Source organism: Corynebacterium sp. HMSC072D12, from assembly GCF_001813925.1.
GTDB classification, from domain to species: domain Bacteria; phylum Actinomycetota; class Actinomycetes; order Mycobacteriales; family Mycobacteriaceae; genus Corynebacterium; species Corynebacterium aurimucosum.
The window spans coordinates 197,019-211,038 of sequence record NZ_KV814416.1; the positions used below are offsets into that span (position 1 = coordinate 197,019).

At 63.2% G+C, this 14,020-nt stretch carries 12 protein-coding genes, 1 tRNA gene and 2 pseudogenes; 9 read left to right on the forward strand and 6 right to left on the reverse strand.

Annotation, left to right across the window (positions count from 1 at the left end; all coding sequences use genetic code 11):
• Both HMPREF2943_RS12580 and HMPREF2943_RS12585 read left to right on the forward strand, forming a co-directional pair.
• Positions 1–250 (forward strand): annotated as a pseudogene (locus tag HMPREF2943_RS12580) (IS3 family transposase); the annotation flags it as partial.
• Between the two features lie 142 nt (positions 251–392).
• Positions 393–725 carry a helix-turn-helix domain-containing protein gene (locus tag HMPREF2943_RS12585; RefSeq protein ID WP_246817314.1) on the forward strand — a complete coding sequence of 111 codons (333 nt, stop codon included), beginning with the start codon at positions 393–395 and terminating at the stop codon, positions 723–725.
• On the opposite strand, the pseudogene HMPREF2943_RS12685 reads toward HMPREF2943_RS12585, so the two are convergent.
• Positions 639–869: pseudogene (locus HMPREF2943_RS12685) on the reverse strand (integrase core domain-containing protein); the annotation flags it as partial. The gene HMPREF2943_RS12585 and the pseudogene HMPREF2943_RS12685 sit on opposite strands and share 87 nt — an antisense overlap.
• Positions 870–1,013: 144 nt before the next feature.
• On the opposite strand from HMPREF2943_RS12685, the gene HMPREF2943_RS11245 reads away from it, so the two are divergent.
• Entirely contained in the window at positions 1,014–2,240 is a 1,227-nt protein-coding gene (locus HMPREF2943_RS11245; protein ID WP_070711650.1) for a YibE/F family protein, read from the forward strand.
• Here the strand turns inward: HMPREF2943_RS11245 and HMPREF2943_RS11250 are convergent.
• Both HMPREF2943_RS11250 and dcd read right to left on the reverse strand, forming a co-directional pair.
• Positions 2,170–3,504 carry a UDP-glucose dehydrogenase family protein gene (locus tag HMPREF2943_RS11250; protein ID WP_070711652.1) on the reverse strand — a complete coding sequence of 445 codons (1,335 nt, stop codon included), beginning with the start codon at positions 3,502–3,504 and terminating at the stop codon, positions 2,170–2,172. The genes HMPREF2943_RS11245 and HMPREF2943_RS11250 overlap by 71 nt on opposite strands.
• A gap of 53 nt (positions 3,505–3,557) precedes the next feature.
• Positions 3,558–4,130 (reverse strand): dCTP deaminase, encoded by a 573-nt coding sequence (gene dcd, locus HMPREF2943_RS11255; RefSeq protein WP_010188619.1) that lies wholly within the window; start codon positions 4,128–4,130, stop codon positions 3,558–3,560.
• A gap of 87 nt (positions 4,131–4,217) precedes the next feature.
• Between dcd and HMPREF2943_RS11260 the strand changes: the two genes are divergently transcribed.
• From HMPREF2943_RS11260 to HMPREF2943_RS11270, 3 genes are all read left to right on the forward strand, one after another.
• A tRNA-Gly gene (locus HMPREF2943_RS11260) sits at positions 4,218–4,291 on the forward strand.
• Positions 4,292–4,385: 94 nt separating this feature from the next.
• Complete coding sequence (locus HMPREF2943_RS11265; RefSeq protein WP_010188617.1) at positions 4,386–4,574, forward strand: hypothetical protein; 189 nt, start codon at positions 4,386–4,388, stop codon at positions 4,572–4,574.
• 9 nt (positions 4,575–4,583) lie between these two features.
• Positions 4,584–5,270, forward strand: coding sequence for a hypothetical protein (locus HMPREF2943_RS11270; protein ID WP_010188615.1), 687 nt, complete (start codon positions 4,584–4,586; stop codon positions 5,268–5,270).
• Here HMPREF2943_RS11270 and HMPREF2943_RS11275 read toward each other — a convergent pair whose 3' ends face one another.
• From HMPREF2943_RS11275 to HMPREF2943_RS11285, 3 genes are read right to left on the reverse strand one after another with little or no spacing between them, the layout of a single operon-like run.
• Positions 5,271–7,046, reverse strand: coding sequence for an ABC transporter ATP-binding protein (locus HMPREF2943_RS11275; RefSeq protein ID WP_070711654.1), 1,776 nt, complete (start codon positions 7,044–7,046; stop codon positions 5,271–5,273).
• Between the two features lie 3 nt (positions 7,047–7,049).
• Positions 7,050–8,741, reverse strand: a complete 1,692-nt coding sequence (locus HMPREF2943_RS11280; protein WP_070711656.1) for a VanW family protein — start codon at positions 8,739–8,741, stop codon at positions 7,050–7,052.
• Positions 8,742–8,775: 34 nt separating this feature from the next.
• The gene (locus tag HMPREF2943_RS11285; RefSeq protein ID WP_070711657.1) at positions 8,776–9,852 is read right to left on the reverse strand and encodes a glycoside hydrolase family 3 N-terminal domain-containing protein; all 1,077 of its coding nucleotides are present in this window, start codon (positions 9,850–9,852) and stop codon (positions 8,776–8,778) included.
• 58 nt (positions 9,853–9,910) lie between these two features.
• Here HMPREF2943_RS11285 and HMPREF2943_RS11290 point away from each other — a divergent pair, with 58 nt between their 5' ends.
• Genes HMPREF2943_RS11290 through HMPREF2943_RS11300 form a run of 3 tightly spaced genes read left to right on the forward strand, consistent with a single transcriptional unit; the run spans position 9,911 to position 13,950 of the window.
• Positions 9,911–10,414 carry a universal stress protein gene (locus HMPREF2943_RS11290; RefSeq protein ID WP_046647573.1) on the forward strand — a complete coding sequence of 168 codons (504 nt, stop codon included), beginning with the start codon at positions 9,911–9,913 and terminating at the stop codon, positions 10,412–10,414.
• 31 nt (positions 10,415–10,445) lie between these two features.
• Positions 10,446–10,643, forward strand: a complete 198-nt coding sequence (locus tag HMPREF2943_RS11295) for a DUF2613 domain-containing protein (RefSeq protein ID WP_010188604.1) — start codon at positions 10,446–10,448, stop codon at positions 10,641–10,643.
• 1 nt (position 10,644) lies between these two features.
• Complete coding sequence (locus tag HMPREF2943_RS11300) at positions 10,645–13,950, forward strand: alpha-(1->3)-arabinofuranosyltransferase domain-containing protein (RefSeq protein WP_070711659.1); 3,306 nt, start codon at positions 10,645–10,647, stop codon at positions 13,948–13,950.
• Positions 13,951–14,020 lie beyond the last annotated feature (70 nt).

Consider the following 14,020-nt stretch of genomic DNA (forward strand, 5'->3'; position numbering starts at 1 on the left):
TGTGGCCCTCTACGAAAACAATGAGGACCTCTCACTTCACGCGGCTTCAGCAGAACTAGGAATCAATCGCTCCTCACTTTTTCCTGGTTCAAGCAGTACAGCACCGGCAAACGTGCCCACTCGAAAAGCATGCGTGATAAAGCTCAGGCGACGACTGATTCTGAGCGGATCCGCCAGTGAGACAAAGGAAGTCTCTAAACTGCGCGAAGAACGCGATATCCTGCGCAAGGCCGCGAAATATTTTGCTTAAAGAGACTCACTGGTAATCCGCTTCCAGTTTGTCTATGACCACCGAACCGAATACTAGGCTCACACGGATGTGCCACGTGTTAAAGCTCAATCGCTCCTCGTTCTACAAATGGGTGCAAACCCGCGAAAACCGCAGGTTAAAGATGTGTTCCGATGCCCTTATTGGTGCAAAAATCAAGACCATCTTCGATGATGAGCACGGGCTTTATGGTGCTAAACGCATCGCTGCAAGCCTCAACGACGATACGGACTTCGGCCCAATCAATCACAAGAAGGTCGCACGCATCATGAACTCCATGGGACTGAAAGGCTTTACCAAGCGGCGTCGATGTGAAGTGCCCCGAATTTTGTTCCTAGGTATTTGCCTTGATTTCTATTATTTCTTGCGGCGGGTTCTGCTTCCAAAATTCGGTTTCCACTTCGACTGGGGTTCGGTATCCCAAGCTTTGGTGAAGTCTCGTCTCGTTCCACCATGACACCCATTCGAGCGTCGCGATTTCTACCTCGACAACACCATCCCACCTGCGAGTATGGATCAGCTCGTTCTTGTAGGAGCCGTTAACGTTTTCAGCCAGAGCATTGTCATTGGAGTCACCGACACTTCCGGTGGAAGCTGTAATGCCGTGCCTTCCACAAGGTTCATGCCAGCAACGCTAAACACCCCGACCGCGCCTCACAACGGCACCGCCGCTAGCCTGTGGATAACTTGTTGACCGTGTCAGCAATACTTTTCTTTATTATGAATCTCATTCACAATAGTAGGCATGACTAACCTCAGCCCGTGGCGCACGGGGCTCCTAGGATTTCTTGCCATCACGGCCCTCGCAACCCTCGCGGGACTATTCATCCTCCGCCCCACCAGCGCGCTTACTGAGCACACCAGCCCGGACTTTTCCACCACCTACGCCCTCAATCATCCACAAGTCGAAGGCACCGTGGAGACCGTGGATAACCACCTGTGCTCCGATCCCCACACGGGCCGCGCCTTCGATGAGGCCCCGCTCATCCCCGCCGAGGGCGACGACACCTCCTGCTCCCGCGCCCTCATTGACCTGACCTCCGGCGCAGACGCAGGCCGCAAGACGCAGCTCGTATTCTATGGCGTGGCCAGTGACCCGACCCTCCACCCCGGTGACGAGGTAATTCTGACAGTATCCAGCGACGGCACCTATGCCTTCGCCGATTTCCAGCGCACCGGCAACCTTGGCTTATGGGCGATTATCGCCGCCGTCATCATCATCGCCTTCGCCGCCTGGCATGGGCTGCGCGCGCTGCTGGGCCTAGGTATCAGTTTGGCCATTGTGTTCTTTTACCTCATCCCCTCCCTCATCGAGGGCCATTCGGCGCTGCCGCTGGCGCTCGTTACCTGCGCGGCCATCCTTTTCCTCGCCGTTCCTCTCGTGCACGGCGTGAACTGGAAATCCGCCTCCGCCCTGGGAGGCGCTTTGGTGGCGCTGGCGTTGTCGGGGGCGTTGGGGTGGGCGTCGATAAGCAGCACGGCACTGACAGGATCGAGCTCGGAGGATAACCTCAAGTTACTGCTCTACATGCCAGGGGTTTCCGTGGTGGGCGTGCTGCTGTGCGGGTTCATCATCGGTGCGCTCGGCAGCCTCAACGACATCGCGGTGGCGCAGGCCTCCACCGTGCGCGAGCTGCATGCAGCCGATCCGACGGTGGGGCCCGGCACGCTCTTTACCTCAGCGATGAAAGTGGGCCGCGACCATATCGCCTCCATGGTGTACACCATCGTGCTGACCTATACCGGCGCGGCCCTGCCGCTGCTCATGCTCATCACGGCGGCGCAGCGCCCAGCCCTGCAGATCCTCTCCAGTGACCTCGTCGCCACAGAGGTTCTGCGCTCCCTGCTGGGCGCGATGGCCTTGACACTCGCGGTGCCCCTGACCACCGCGATTGCGGCGTTTACTGTGCCGGAAGGACGCGACCAAGCGCCTCGACGGTCCAGCCGGCCTCGCGCCAAGCATCGACGCTGAGCACGTTGCGGCCATCGATGATGTGGCGGCGGGCCACCAGTGCACCGGCCTCAGCCGGGTCGAGGTCGCGGAATTCCTGCCACTCGGTGGCGAGGATGACTAGCTCGGAATCCTTAAGTGCCGCGCTTGCCGACGCCGCGTAGTTCAGCGTCGGGAACACCTTCTTGGCGTTCTCCATACCTTGCGGGTCATAGACCGTCACGGCGGCACCGGCCAGGGAGAGCGAACCGGCCACGGATAGCGCCGGCGAATCGCGGACGTCATCAGAATTGGGCTTGAAAGCGCAGCCCAGAACGGTGACGCGGTGACCCAAAACGGAGCCGTTGAAAGTCTGCTTTGCTAGATCCACGACGCGGTCGCGGCGGCGCATGTTGATGGCGTCGACCTCGCGCAGGAAGGTCAGGGCTTGGTCGGCGCCGAGCTCACCGGCGCGCGCCATGAAGGCACGGATGTCCTTGGGCAGGCAGCCGCCGCCGAAGCCCAGGCCCGCGCCGAGGAATTTGCGGCCGATGCGCTCGTCGTAGCCGATGGCGTCGGCAAGCTTGACCACGTCCGCACCAGCAATCTCGCAGATTTCAGACACGGCGTTGATGAAGGAAATCTTGGTGGCCAGGAAGGCGTTGGCGGAGACCTTGACCAGCTCGGCGGTCTGCAGGTCGGTCACGATGAACGGGGTGTTCTGTGCCAGTGGCTGGGCATAGACTTCGCGGGCGACCGCTTCGGCGTTGCTTTCGGCGAGTTCGCCGACGCCGAGGACGATGCGGTCCGGGGTGATGGTGTCCTTGACGGCGTAGCCCTCACGCAGGAACTCCGGGTTCCAGGCAATCTCCACGCTGGCACCCTCGGGGGCAAGCTCATCGGCCATCTCCTGCAGCCGCGCCGCGGTGCCTACCGGGACGGTGGACTTGCCGAAGATGATGTGCTCGCCCTTGAGACGCGGCACGAGCTCCGTGATGACGGACTTCACGTAGGTTAGGTCCGCTGCATAGGAGCCGTGTGCCTGCGGGGTTCCTACGCCGAGGAAGTGCAGGTTGGCGAATTCCGCGGCGTCGTCATAGCTGGTGGAAAAGCCCAGGCGGCCGGACTCGATGTTGCGCTCGAGCACTTCCGGGAGGCCGGGCTCGTAGAACGGCACGCGGCCGTTCTTGAGAGCTGCAATCTTGTGTTCATCCACATCTACGCCGAGCACCTCGTGGTCGAGCTCCGCCATGCAAGCGGCGTGCGTCGCGCCCAGGTAGCCGGTACCAATCACAGTCATACGCATAACCGGGAATTTTAGGCGCGGTTGACCTGAAGCGCGCGGCGAGAACGAAAAGTTTAGCGGAAGTTCAGATAGGACTTCGACGGCGTCGGCCCACGCTGGCCCTGGTACTTCGAGCCCAACACACCGGAGCCATACGGCGCCTCGGCAGGCGAAGACATCTTGAAGATGGCCAACTGCCCCACCTTCATCCCCGGCCACAGTGAAATGGGCAGGTTAGCGGTATTGGACAGCTCGAGCGTGATGTGTCCGGAGAAGCCCGGATCGATAAAGCCTGCCGTGGAGTGCGTTAGCAAGCCCAGGCGTCCTAGGGAGGACTTGCCTTCCAAGCGGCCTGCCAGGTTGGCCGGCAGGGTGAACTTTTCCAGCGTGGCGCCCAGCACGAACTCGCCGGGGTGCAGGACGAAGGCATCGCCCTCAGCCACCTCCACCTCGCTGGTGAGGTCCGGCATTTCCTGTTTGGGGTCAATATGCGTGTAGCGCGAGTTATTAAACACGCGGAAGAACTTGTCCAAGCGCACATCGATAGATGATGGCTGGACCATCTCGGCGTCGAAAGGCTCGATGCTCAAACGCTCGGGAGCATCAGCGGCGATGGCGGCACGGATATCACGATCAGAAAGAAGCACGGTTGATAGTCTACCTCCCCACTGGGCCTTTTATGGCCTCGGACGGCGGCGGTGCTAAGCTTTACAGCGATGCACAATCTGCATTGCGCCGACGTAGTTTAATGGTAGAACTGCAGCTTCCCAAGCTGCTGGCGCGGGTTCGATTCCCGTCGTCGGCTCCATTCATTTACCCAGCTCAGGCTGGGTTTTACTTTTACTCCAATACACGTGTCCACTGTTGCATCTATGCTACAAAGCATACGGAAAGGAGTCCCAGTGTCCGCGCCTATATTCACTCCACGAACAACCGCTGAGCTACAAAAAGAACGCGAACAACTCCTTCAGGACCTTAGCCCGCGAACCATCGATGAGCTTCGCGCATTGCGCGCAATTGATGAAATCTCCATTGCGGACGAGGAAATTCTCACCCGTTTTGAAGCGCTCGCGTACGTCATCGGAGATTAATCCTCCGCCATGGATGCACATCATCTAGCCAACTTGGCAAACAAGTTCGCCAATGATGCCAAGCAACTCTTGGATGATTGCCTTCCTGGACCAACGATAGTCGCAGGCGAGGCTTTCAACTCAGAGCGTAAAAGGTTCAGTTTTCAATTATCGAAAGAGTTAAAGTCTAAGACATCGAATGCAGCACCCGCCTTGCTGGAAGCTTCTTATGCAATGTGCGAGAACAGCTCAGGCAAGCATTTAGCTGTGGCAGCGAGCAGCTTCAAGATTTGCTACCGCCAATCAAAAAAGCAGCCTCCAATTGTTCGGTTTGAATACGAACGAGACGCACAAAATAAGCCAGTTTCCCACTTTCATTTCCATTCTGACTCCGTGGCCCTCGGACTTCTGCTGGCTTCGACGGGACAAAAGGACAAGGCGTTCCAGCAGCAAGACATCCATTCCCCTATGGGCGGTCACCGCTTCCGCGTGTGTTTAGAGGATGTAGTTGAACTTGTGATTAGGGAATTCGGCATCGAAGCACGTGAAGGCTGGGAACAGCACGTGATTACGGGCCGGAAGAGGTTCCGAGAATCACAGAAAAGAGCCGTCATTCGTTCCAACCCCCACTTAGCCGTCGAAGTTCTCTGCGAGCTCGGCTATGACGTCCCAGATATAGACCACAATGGCCCCACATTGGCGCCCGCCGAATGGTGACTAGCTCGCTTCGTCGGCAGCACGCAGAAGCGCCGCATAAGCACCGTCGCGGGCCAGCAGCTCGGCGTGGGTGCCGCGCTCGACCACGCGGCCGGCATCGAGGACAACGATCTGATCTGCATCGCGGATGGTGGACAAGCGGTGCGCGATGACCAGGCGGGTGGCGTCCGCACCAAGCACTGCTTCTTGGATGGCGCGCTCCGTTTCGTTATCGAGGGCCGAGGTAGCCTCATCCAGGATGAGTACCTGGGGTTGGCGCAGCAGCGTGCGGGCAAGCGAGAGGCGCTGCTGCTCACCGCCGGAGAAGCGGTAGCCGCGCGAGCCCACGAGCGTATCCAGCCCATCAGGAAGCGCGGCGATGACCTCGTCCACGCGAGCGGCGTTAAGCGCCGCCCACATCTGTTCCTCGCTGGCATCGGGCTGCGCGAAGAGGAGGTTCTCCCGCACTGTGCCGTGGATGAGGTAGGTCTCCTGGGAAACCACGCCAATGACCTCCGCGCGCTGCTCCGGTGGAATATCGCGCAGGTCAACCCCACCTAAGCGCACGGAACCTTCTGTCGGGTCAGCTAAGCGCGCTAGAAGGGAGGCCACCGTGGATTTGCCGGAGCCTGTATGCCCCACAAGTGCGGTGGTGGTGTGGGCCGGGATGGAAAGGGAGACGTCGGAAAGCGCGTCGGTGTCAGTGCCGGGGTAGCGGTAGGAAACGTGGCTAAGGGTGAGGGAGGCGTCGGCAAGCTGGGCGGGCTCGGTGGCCTCCTTGAGTTCGGGCTCCAGGTCCAGGTACTCAAAGATGCGACTAAACAGCGCCATGGACGCCACCCACTGCGCGCCCACGTTGAGCAGGCCGGTAATCGGGCGGAAAATCTGGGTCTGCAGGGTACTAAACGCAATAAGCGTGCCAATCGTAATCCCCGGGCGCAGGCCGGCCACCAGGTAAATGAGCGCCGGCATCACGCCGAAGATGATTTGGGTGAGCGCCATGCGCCAGCGCCCGGCCAGCTGCGATTCCAACTCCAGGCGGATGAGGGAGCGGGAGGTCTTCTCAAACCCGTCATAGACGCGCTCCTGCGCGCCCAGCGTGGCCGCCAGACGCATGCCGGACACGGACAGGTTCTCCGAAATGGTCTGCTGCAACGTTGCCTGCGCGCGGCTGTTTTTCTCCATGAGGCTGCGGCGCAGAACAGCGGCGCGGCGAGTCAGCCACACGGCAGGCGGAAGGACGATGAGGGACAACAATGACAGAGTCGGCGAGAGCGCCACCATCGCCACCAACGTGGCCACAGTCATGGTGAGGTTACTGGCCACAGAAGTCGCCGTGGTGGTCACCATGCCGCGCATCGCCGCGATGTCATTGGTCAGGCGCGACTGAATCTCACCGCCCCGGTTATTGGTAAAGAACTGCAGCGATTGGCGCTGCAGGTTGGCAAAGACCTGCGTGCGCAGCTCGTGCATGATGGTGTGCCCCACCCGCGCGGATAAAAAGGACTGGATAACGCCGATGGCCTGGGAGACCACGGTGATGGCCAGCATGCCGCCGACGAGCCACAGCAGCAGCGCGGTGTCGTGTTCAGGAATGGCCTCATCCACAGTGCGGCGTACCAGGAAAGGCTGCACCACCGTCAGCCCGGAGGTGGCGATGATGAGCGCCACCACCAGCAGCAGCGTGCCGCGGTGTGGGGCGAAGAGGCCGGCGACGCGACCAAACTTCACCGGGTGCTGGGCCAGCTGATCGACGTCCGCCGGGTCCTTCACCGCGGTGTGCATCGGCCGGGTCATGGCTTAACCGCAGGTAACGATGGGCTGCGGGTCATAGACCGTGGTGGTGGTTTCCCGGGAAATCTCTTTACCGGAAAGATCCTTAATAATACGCGTATCGGAGGTGGTAAAGCCCGGCGCGCCGGAGGAGGGCGAGCAGTCCTCGCTCACAGACTTGCGCTGCGGCTCGGTCTTGGCCCAACGGCCGTTGTTGATGGACTCGACCTCCACCGTCTTCACGCCCTTGAAGCGCACGGTGATATCGCTGCCGAAGTCGGTCTCGATGCGCACCGGGTGATTCGAGGTGTTTTTGAACTGCAGGTCAATCGCGCCTTCATAAACGGTGGCCTCGCGGCCGGCCGGGTAGCGCGAAATGTAATAGGAGTGCGGGGTGTGCGCCACGTCCTCCATGCCAGCGAAGTACGCGGCGTTGTACAAGGTGGTGGCGAACTGGGAGATGCCGCCGCCCACGGCCTTGCCCGCGTGGCCGTCGATGATGATGCCGGATTCCACGTAACCCTGCGCCGTACCGCGCGGGCCGGTGTAGCCGTTGAGGGAGAAGGTCTCACCCGGGTTAACCACGGCACCGTTGACTTGCTGGGCTACCAGCCGGATGTTGGTGCCGGATGCCCCGGAGAAGCCGCCGGTGGAGAACTCAGACACGGTGTCATCGAAGGTGGCCTTCTCCGCCATCTCCGTGGTGAAGTCCGCGGGGTCCGGCTTGTAGTCGGCGTCCCATTCGCGGTCATCCTCGCTGCTCACACGATCCTCGAAGCCCTCGAGGGTCTTGTCCCAGTCGATAATGGAGCCATCCACCGAGGGCGTGATCTGCTTGTCATTGCCGCTGAAGGAAATCTTGGCGTTGGTGCCGGGCACCTCGGAGCCTTGCATGCGCTCTTGGAAAAGCTCGCGCGCGCGGTCCTTATCTACCTTGAGGCGCAGCTCGCCGTCTTCAGCGGCGATGGAGACGAACTGGGAAATCTCCGGCTTGCGCAGGGTGCCGGCGGTGTTGTTCTCACCCTTCAAAGTCAGCGGGTTATCCAGCGCGCGGGCGGCATCCCCGGTGCGCATGGCCTCAATCGCCTCATCATTAATCTGTGGCTCCACCACCATCGGCTCAACCTCGACGCCCTCGGGGTCGAGCCAGTGCTTAACGACGCCCTCGTGCAACTCCCCTTCTTCCACTGCCTGACCGAGCTTGGGTTTGGTCTCTTTGAGGGAGCCATCGATAAGCTCCAAGTTTCCATCTTCCGGTTCGATCTTCAGATCGTTGCCAACGCGCTCGAGCTCCCCGGAGAGCTGATCTTCATCGACGTCCACGGCGACAGGGATTTCCTGGGCGGGCTTGATAAAGCTGTACAAGCGCGAGAAGGGGTTCAGGGAGGCGTCGGGAATGCCATCGACGGCCTTCTGATAGTTCAGGCTCAGGCCGGAATCTTGGGGGATAAGCTGCGAGCTTTTCTCCCCGGCGCGGATATCCACGGGCTGGGCCGCGACGTCCCCGAGTTCCTGCTCCAGCTTCTCCACCGCAGCAGTGCGCTCCATGCGGGAGATGTCCACGCCGCCAACCGACGTCGCGCGCGGAACCTTGTGCTGGTTGGCCATCACATCCCACGCATAGGCGATGCCGGCGATGAGTATCAGGCCGACGAGCACGCCAAGGGTGACATGAAGCCCCTTACGTCGCTGCTGCCTATGTCCGATTGCCTTTTTCACGTGTACGAGATTAACGCCTGCCAGCTAGTTTTTACTAGTTACCCTCCTGTTGGGCCACGACTTCGGCAGCTGCATCAATGACCGCGTTAATGTCCTCGTCGGTGGACCACAGCGGCATATCGGCACCTGCGGCAAGGGCTGCGGCCACGGCCTCCGGCACGCTGAAGTTCTCCGAGATGGACGCCATTCCGCCCAGGTCATCGGTGTAAATGGTGCCCTCAAAGTCCAGCTCCTCGCGGGCGAGCTGGTAGGCCCGCGGGTTGAGGGAGGCGGGCTCCTCGCCGAGGCCTGGAACCACGAGGTGGCCCATCATGATCGCTGCTTCCGGGGCTTGCGGGATTGCCGTGTGGAAAGGCACGAACTCGTGACCAGAGAGCTCTTCTAACGGCGGGGTCACGGCCTCACCCAGGTGCGTATCCCCGGAGGCGCGGCCGTGGCCCGGGAAGTGTTTGAACACGGCCTTCACACCGGCAGCCTGCAGCCCGCGGGCAAAGGCCGCGCCATACTCACCGGCGGCCGCCGGGTCGGTGGAGAAGGCGCGGTCGCCGACGACCTCCAAGTCTCCCCCATCCACGTCGAGCACGGGGGCGAAGTCCACCGTCACGCCGTGGGCGCGCAGGCTGTGCCCGATCTCCGTGGCCAGGGCCTCGACCTCTTCCGGGCTATGGCCCTCCGCCATGGCCTGCGGGGAGGGGTAGCCTCCCAATATTTCGGAGAAGCGCTGCACACGCCCGCCCTCGAAGTCGATGGAGACCTCAAAGTCGCGGCCCATCTCCTCACGCAAAGCGTTCACTCCCCGCGGGCCATCGCTCAGCAGCTCCGGGTCGGCCCAGCTGGGGATGAAGAGCCCGCCCACGCCGGCCTCGAGCTTAGCGCGGGCATCCTCGTAGTTCAGCGCCGGCGGCATGAGCTTGGCGGCGGCGCGGGCACGAACGTCTTCAGGCGCGGCATCCTGTGGTGCCGCATCGCTAGACGCCGCGTCGCCCGACGCGGCGCTCGGGGCCGCAGCGCTGGTTTCGCTGGGCGGGGCGTCGGAAAGCACGGGCTCCTCGCTACACGCGCTCAGCGCACAGATAGCACTCAACAGGAGGGCGGGCATTGCTTTTCTCATGCCCACCAGTGTGCCTGAAGCACCCGCACGGGCAACACCCGGTTGTTAGGATGGCCACATGAATAACGGAGAGACCATGCTCATTGCCTATGACGGCTCCGACCGCGCCGACCGCGCACTCGAGTACGCCGCGCGGCTTCTGCGCCCCACCGACGTCGAAATCCTCACCGCGTGGGAGCCGTCCGCGCGCCAGGCCGCCCGCGCCGTCAGCCGCACCGGGCTGCACCAATCCACGGTCTCGCCGGAGAGCGTGGAGGATGATCCGGCCTACGAGGAGGCCCTCGCCATCTGCCGCCAGGGCATCGCCAAGGCGGAGACCCTGGGGCTGCGGGGCCATGCCCACCTGGTGGAATCCGTGACGACGATTCAGAGCGCGATTGTCGACGCCGCCCAAGAACTCGACATCGACGTCATCGTCACCGGCACCCGCGCGCTCACTGGCTTCCGCTCTTTGTGGAACAACTCCACCGCAGAGTACATCGTGCGCAACGCCGGTCTACCGGTCTTCATCGTGCCGCCGGAGAACGACGATGAGGACGACGCGGAAGAAAGCGACTCCTAAAGGCAGCTTTTAGCTGCTAGAATCTGGCGCCATGGCATTCGACAGCGATTCCCTCAACAAGCGCACCCTGGGCCCGGCTCTGGGCAGTGCGGTCGTCGGCGTGGCGCTGGGAGTCGTGACCATCCTGGGTATTGCCCAATTCTCGCAGGCAGATGCCGTGCCGAACGATAACTCCGTCAAGGCCTCCGACGCCGTGATGGGCGGGCCGGAGTACGGCTCCCGCGAGTAGCGTGCGCGCACGCATCGGGGGGCTTTTCTTTTTAGCCCTCGTGGTCCTAGTGCAGCCGTGGGGGCTGACTGCTGCTGATACCAAGCACGATCTGGTGGCCAACCCGGCTGGATTTTTGGTCGGCGCGCTGCATGCTTATACCGATACTTTCACGCTGGGCCAGCTGCAGAACCAGGCCTATGGCTATCTCTTCCCGCAGGGCTTGTTCTTCTTGCTGGCGGATCCACTTCCGGATTGGATAGCACAACGCGCCTGGTGGTTCTTGGTCCTTGCGGTGGGCTTTCTGGGCTTCTTCCGCCTGGTCCACACAGTGCTTCCCGCCGCGCCGGGCTATGCCGCGCTGATGGGCAGCCTCCTCTACGCGCTCTCCCCGCGCACGCTGACCACGCTGGGCGCGATTTCCTCGGAGACCTGGCCGGTCATGCTGGCACCCTGGGTGCTGCTGCCTTTCCTGCGGCCGGGCCGGCTGTACTGGCGGGATACCGCACCCTCGGTAGTGGCGGTGGCCTGCATGGGCGCGGTCAACGCCACGGCCACGCTGGCGGCCTGCCTGCCAGCGGGCTTGGTGCTGCTGTGGCGGCGCGCGGGCAAGGCCGGCCTGGCCTGGTTGGCCGGATGCGCTGCGGTGTCCGCGTGGTGGATTACCCCACTGCTCATCCTGGGCCGCTATGCCCCGCCTTTTACGGAATTCATCGAGTCCGCCGGGGTGACCACGCGCTGGCTCAACCTGGCGGAAATCCTGCGCGGAACCACCAGTTGGGCACCGTTTGTGGATACCGAGCGCGTCGCCGGCAACGAGCTGGCCACCGAGCCGGTCTTCGTGCTTGTCACCGTGGCCGTTGCCGCCTTGGGCCTCATAGGCCTGGCCCGGCTGCCGCGCGAGTGGGCCTTCATGCTGTTGGTGGGTGTGGCCGTGCTCGGCACGCATGCCGCGTGGTACCTCGACGCGCTCGACGGCCCACTGGCCGCGCTGCGCAACGTGCATAAATTCGACCCGCTGGTGCGCATCCCGCTGGTACTCGGCGTGGCCGCGATTGCCGCCCGGGTGAGGTTGCCGCGTTCTATGGACTTGGGGCGTCGTGAAGCAGCGGGCCTTCTGGTGTGCCTCGTGGTGGTAGGCGCGACCGCCCCCGCCTGGGCGGGCCGGCTGCTGCCGAAGGGGGCGTACGAGGAGGTGCCGGCCTATTGGCACGAAGCCGCCGATTTCTTGAACTCGCTGGATACGCGCGTGCTCATCTACCCACCGGCCTCCTTTGCACGGCAGGACTGGGGCTGGACGCGCGATGAGCCGGCGCAGCCGCTTCTCGACGTCCCCTGGGCCGTCCGTGACGCCGTTCCCCTCATCCCGCCCGAGGCTATCCGTGGCCTGGACGGTGCGATGGCGCAAATCGAACGCAACCCTGCCACGGCGCCCTTCGTGTTGCAGCGCCTGGGCATCGGGGCCGTCGCGGTACGCCACGACCTGATTTCTGGTTCTTCGGCCCATATTCCAGGCGAGGTCCACACCTTCGGGGAGGTCGATGTCGTTGTCTTCGACCGCGACCTCTCCATGAACGTGACACCTGCGGATCCGCCGCGTGTGGCGGGCGGTGGGGAATCGCTCGCGCTCCTCTCCGGCCCCCACGAACTCGTCTCCGCCAACGCCGATATCGTCACCGATACGCCCACCTTGCGTGACCGCAACTACGGCACGCTTTCCGGCCCAGTGTCCGCGCCGCTGGCCTCGAGCGACCCATCGACGGTGCACAATCGCCTGCGCGACTACCCCTCTGCCGGCCCGCTGACCCAAGTGGTGGAACACGATGGCCGCGTCACCGCGTCATCGTCTGCCGCAGATGCCTCCGCCTTCGGCGGCGCGAACCCGGCGCGCTCTCTCACGGCGGCCGTCGACGACGAAAACTCCACCGCCTGGTGGCCAGCGCCTGGTGATTCTGGCTGGTTGGAGCTGCATTCTACGTCTCCGTGGTCCTCGCCGACGCTGCGGTTGATGACCACGGGCACGACTGAGGTGACCATCCACAACGGCGACTCCAAGGTCACCGTCACCATGGAGGCCTACCGCGCCCGCGATATCCGCGTGCCCGGCGCGCAGGCCTCCACCATCCGCATCGAGCCGCAGCGCCGCACCGGGATTGCCGAGGCCTCCGTCGTGGACCAGCCCACCCCGCGGCGCATCGTCACCGTGCCCGATAACTCGCCGGATGCCGAACAGTTCCTCTTCCAGCAGGACAACGAACACATCCTCATCCGCTCTTTCACCGTCCCGCGCGATATGACGGTGCGGGTCTCCGGCGAGAAGACAGTGCTTATCGACGGCTCCCCCCACGCCCCCAACACCACCCTCAACCTGTCCGCCGGGCAGCACCGCCTGCGCACCACCGGCGACTGGGCAGCGTTGACCGATACCGCGTCTTCCCTGCCCGATCCCCTCCCCGCCTCCTCTCACGCATCTTCTGCGGACTCAGCCGCTTCTTCTAACCAGGAAGCCGTCGCAGCCGACCCATCCAACTCCGGCTATACTCCGCTCGCCTCCGGCGAGCCCATCGAGCCTGCCGACCACGACCGCCTTCTCATCACCGGGCGTGCTTTCAACGAGGGCTTGCGCGGCGAGCTGCGCTCCCCCAACACAGCCGCGGTCTCGACACCAGGTTCAGCACCAAACTCAGCGCCGGCCACTAGCTCGGAACCGCTGGCCCTCGAACCGCGTTCCATCGATGCGGACACGCAAGCTTTCCACATTCCCGCCGGCGCTACCGGGACCTTCCACATGTCCTTCGCGGCTGACCGCGCCTACCGCGTGGGCTTGGGCCTCGGCGGCGCGCTCGCCGCGCTGACCACCGCGCTGTGCCTGCTCGTCATGGCCCGCGGTCCCCGCCCTCAATCCGCTTCCCCCGCCACCTCCGCTGCCTCGCCTGCTGCTTACGCAACACACGATTCAGCCGCAGCCGGCCCAGTCGCCGATGCCGCCCTCCCGGCATCCTCCGCGGCTTTCCAAACGCCCTCGCCCGCCCGTGTTGCCCACTCGTCTTTCTCGGCACGTGTCCTTCTGGCACTACTCATCGCGGCAACGATGGCGCTCGTCGCGGGTCTGCCCGGTGTGGCCGCCGCTGCCGCGGCGTGGGCCATCACCCGCTGGACCACGTTGCGCTCCGACTACTTGGCGGGCGCGCTGACCCTGGCCGCGGGCGCGATGCTCGCCCGCGCACCCTGGCCCACGGACGGCTACGCCGGCGATTCGCTGCTCGTGCAGCTACTCTGCATTGCGGCTATCACGTGCGCCTGCCTCCCACCCCGCAGCACGCCGTAGGTACCCTGCCTCACCGCATATGGTTCCCCTCAAAAGGCATTAGCCAGATGGTGTCTTTGGGGTCAAGGAA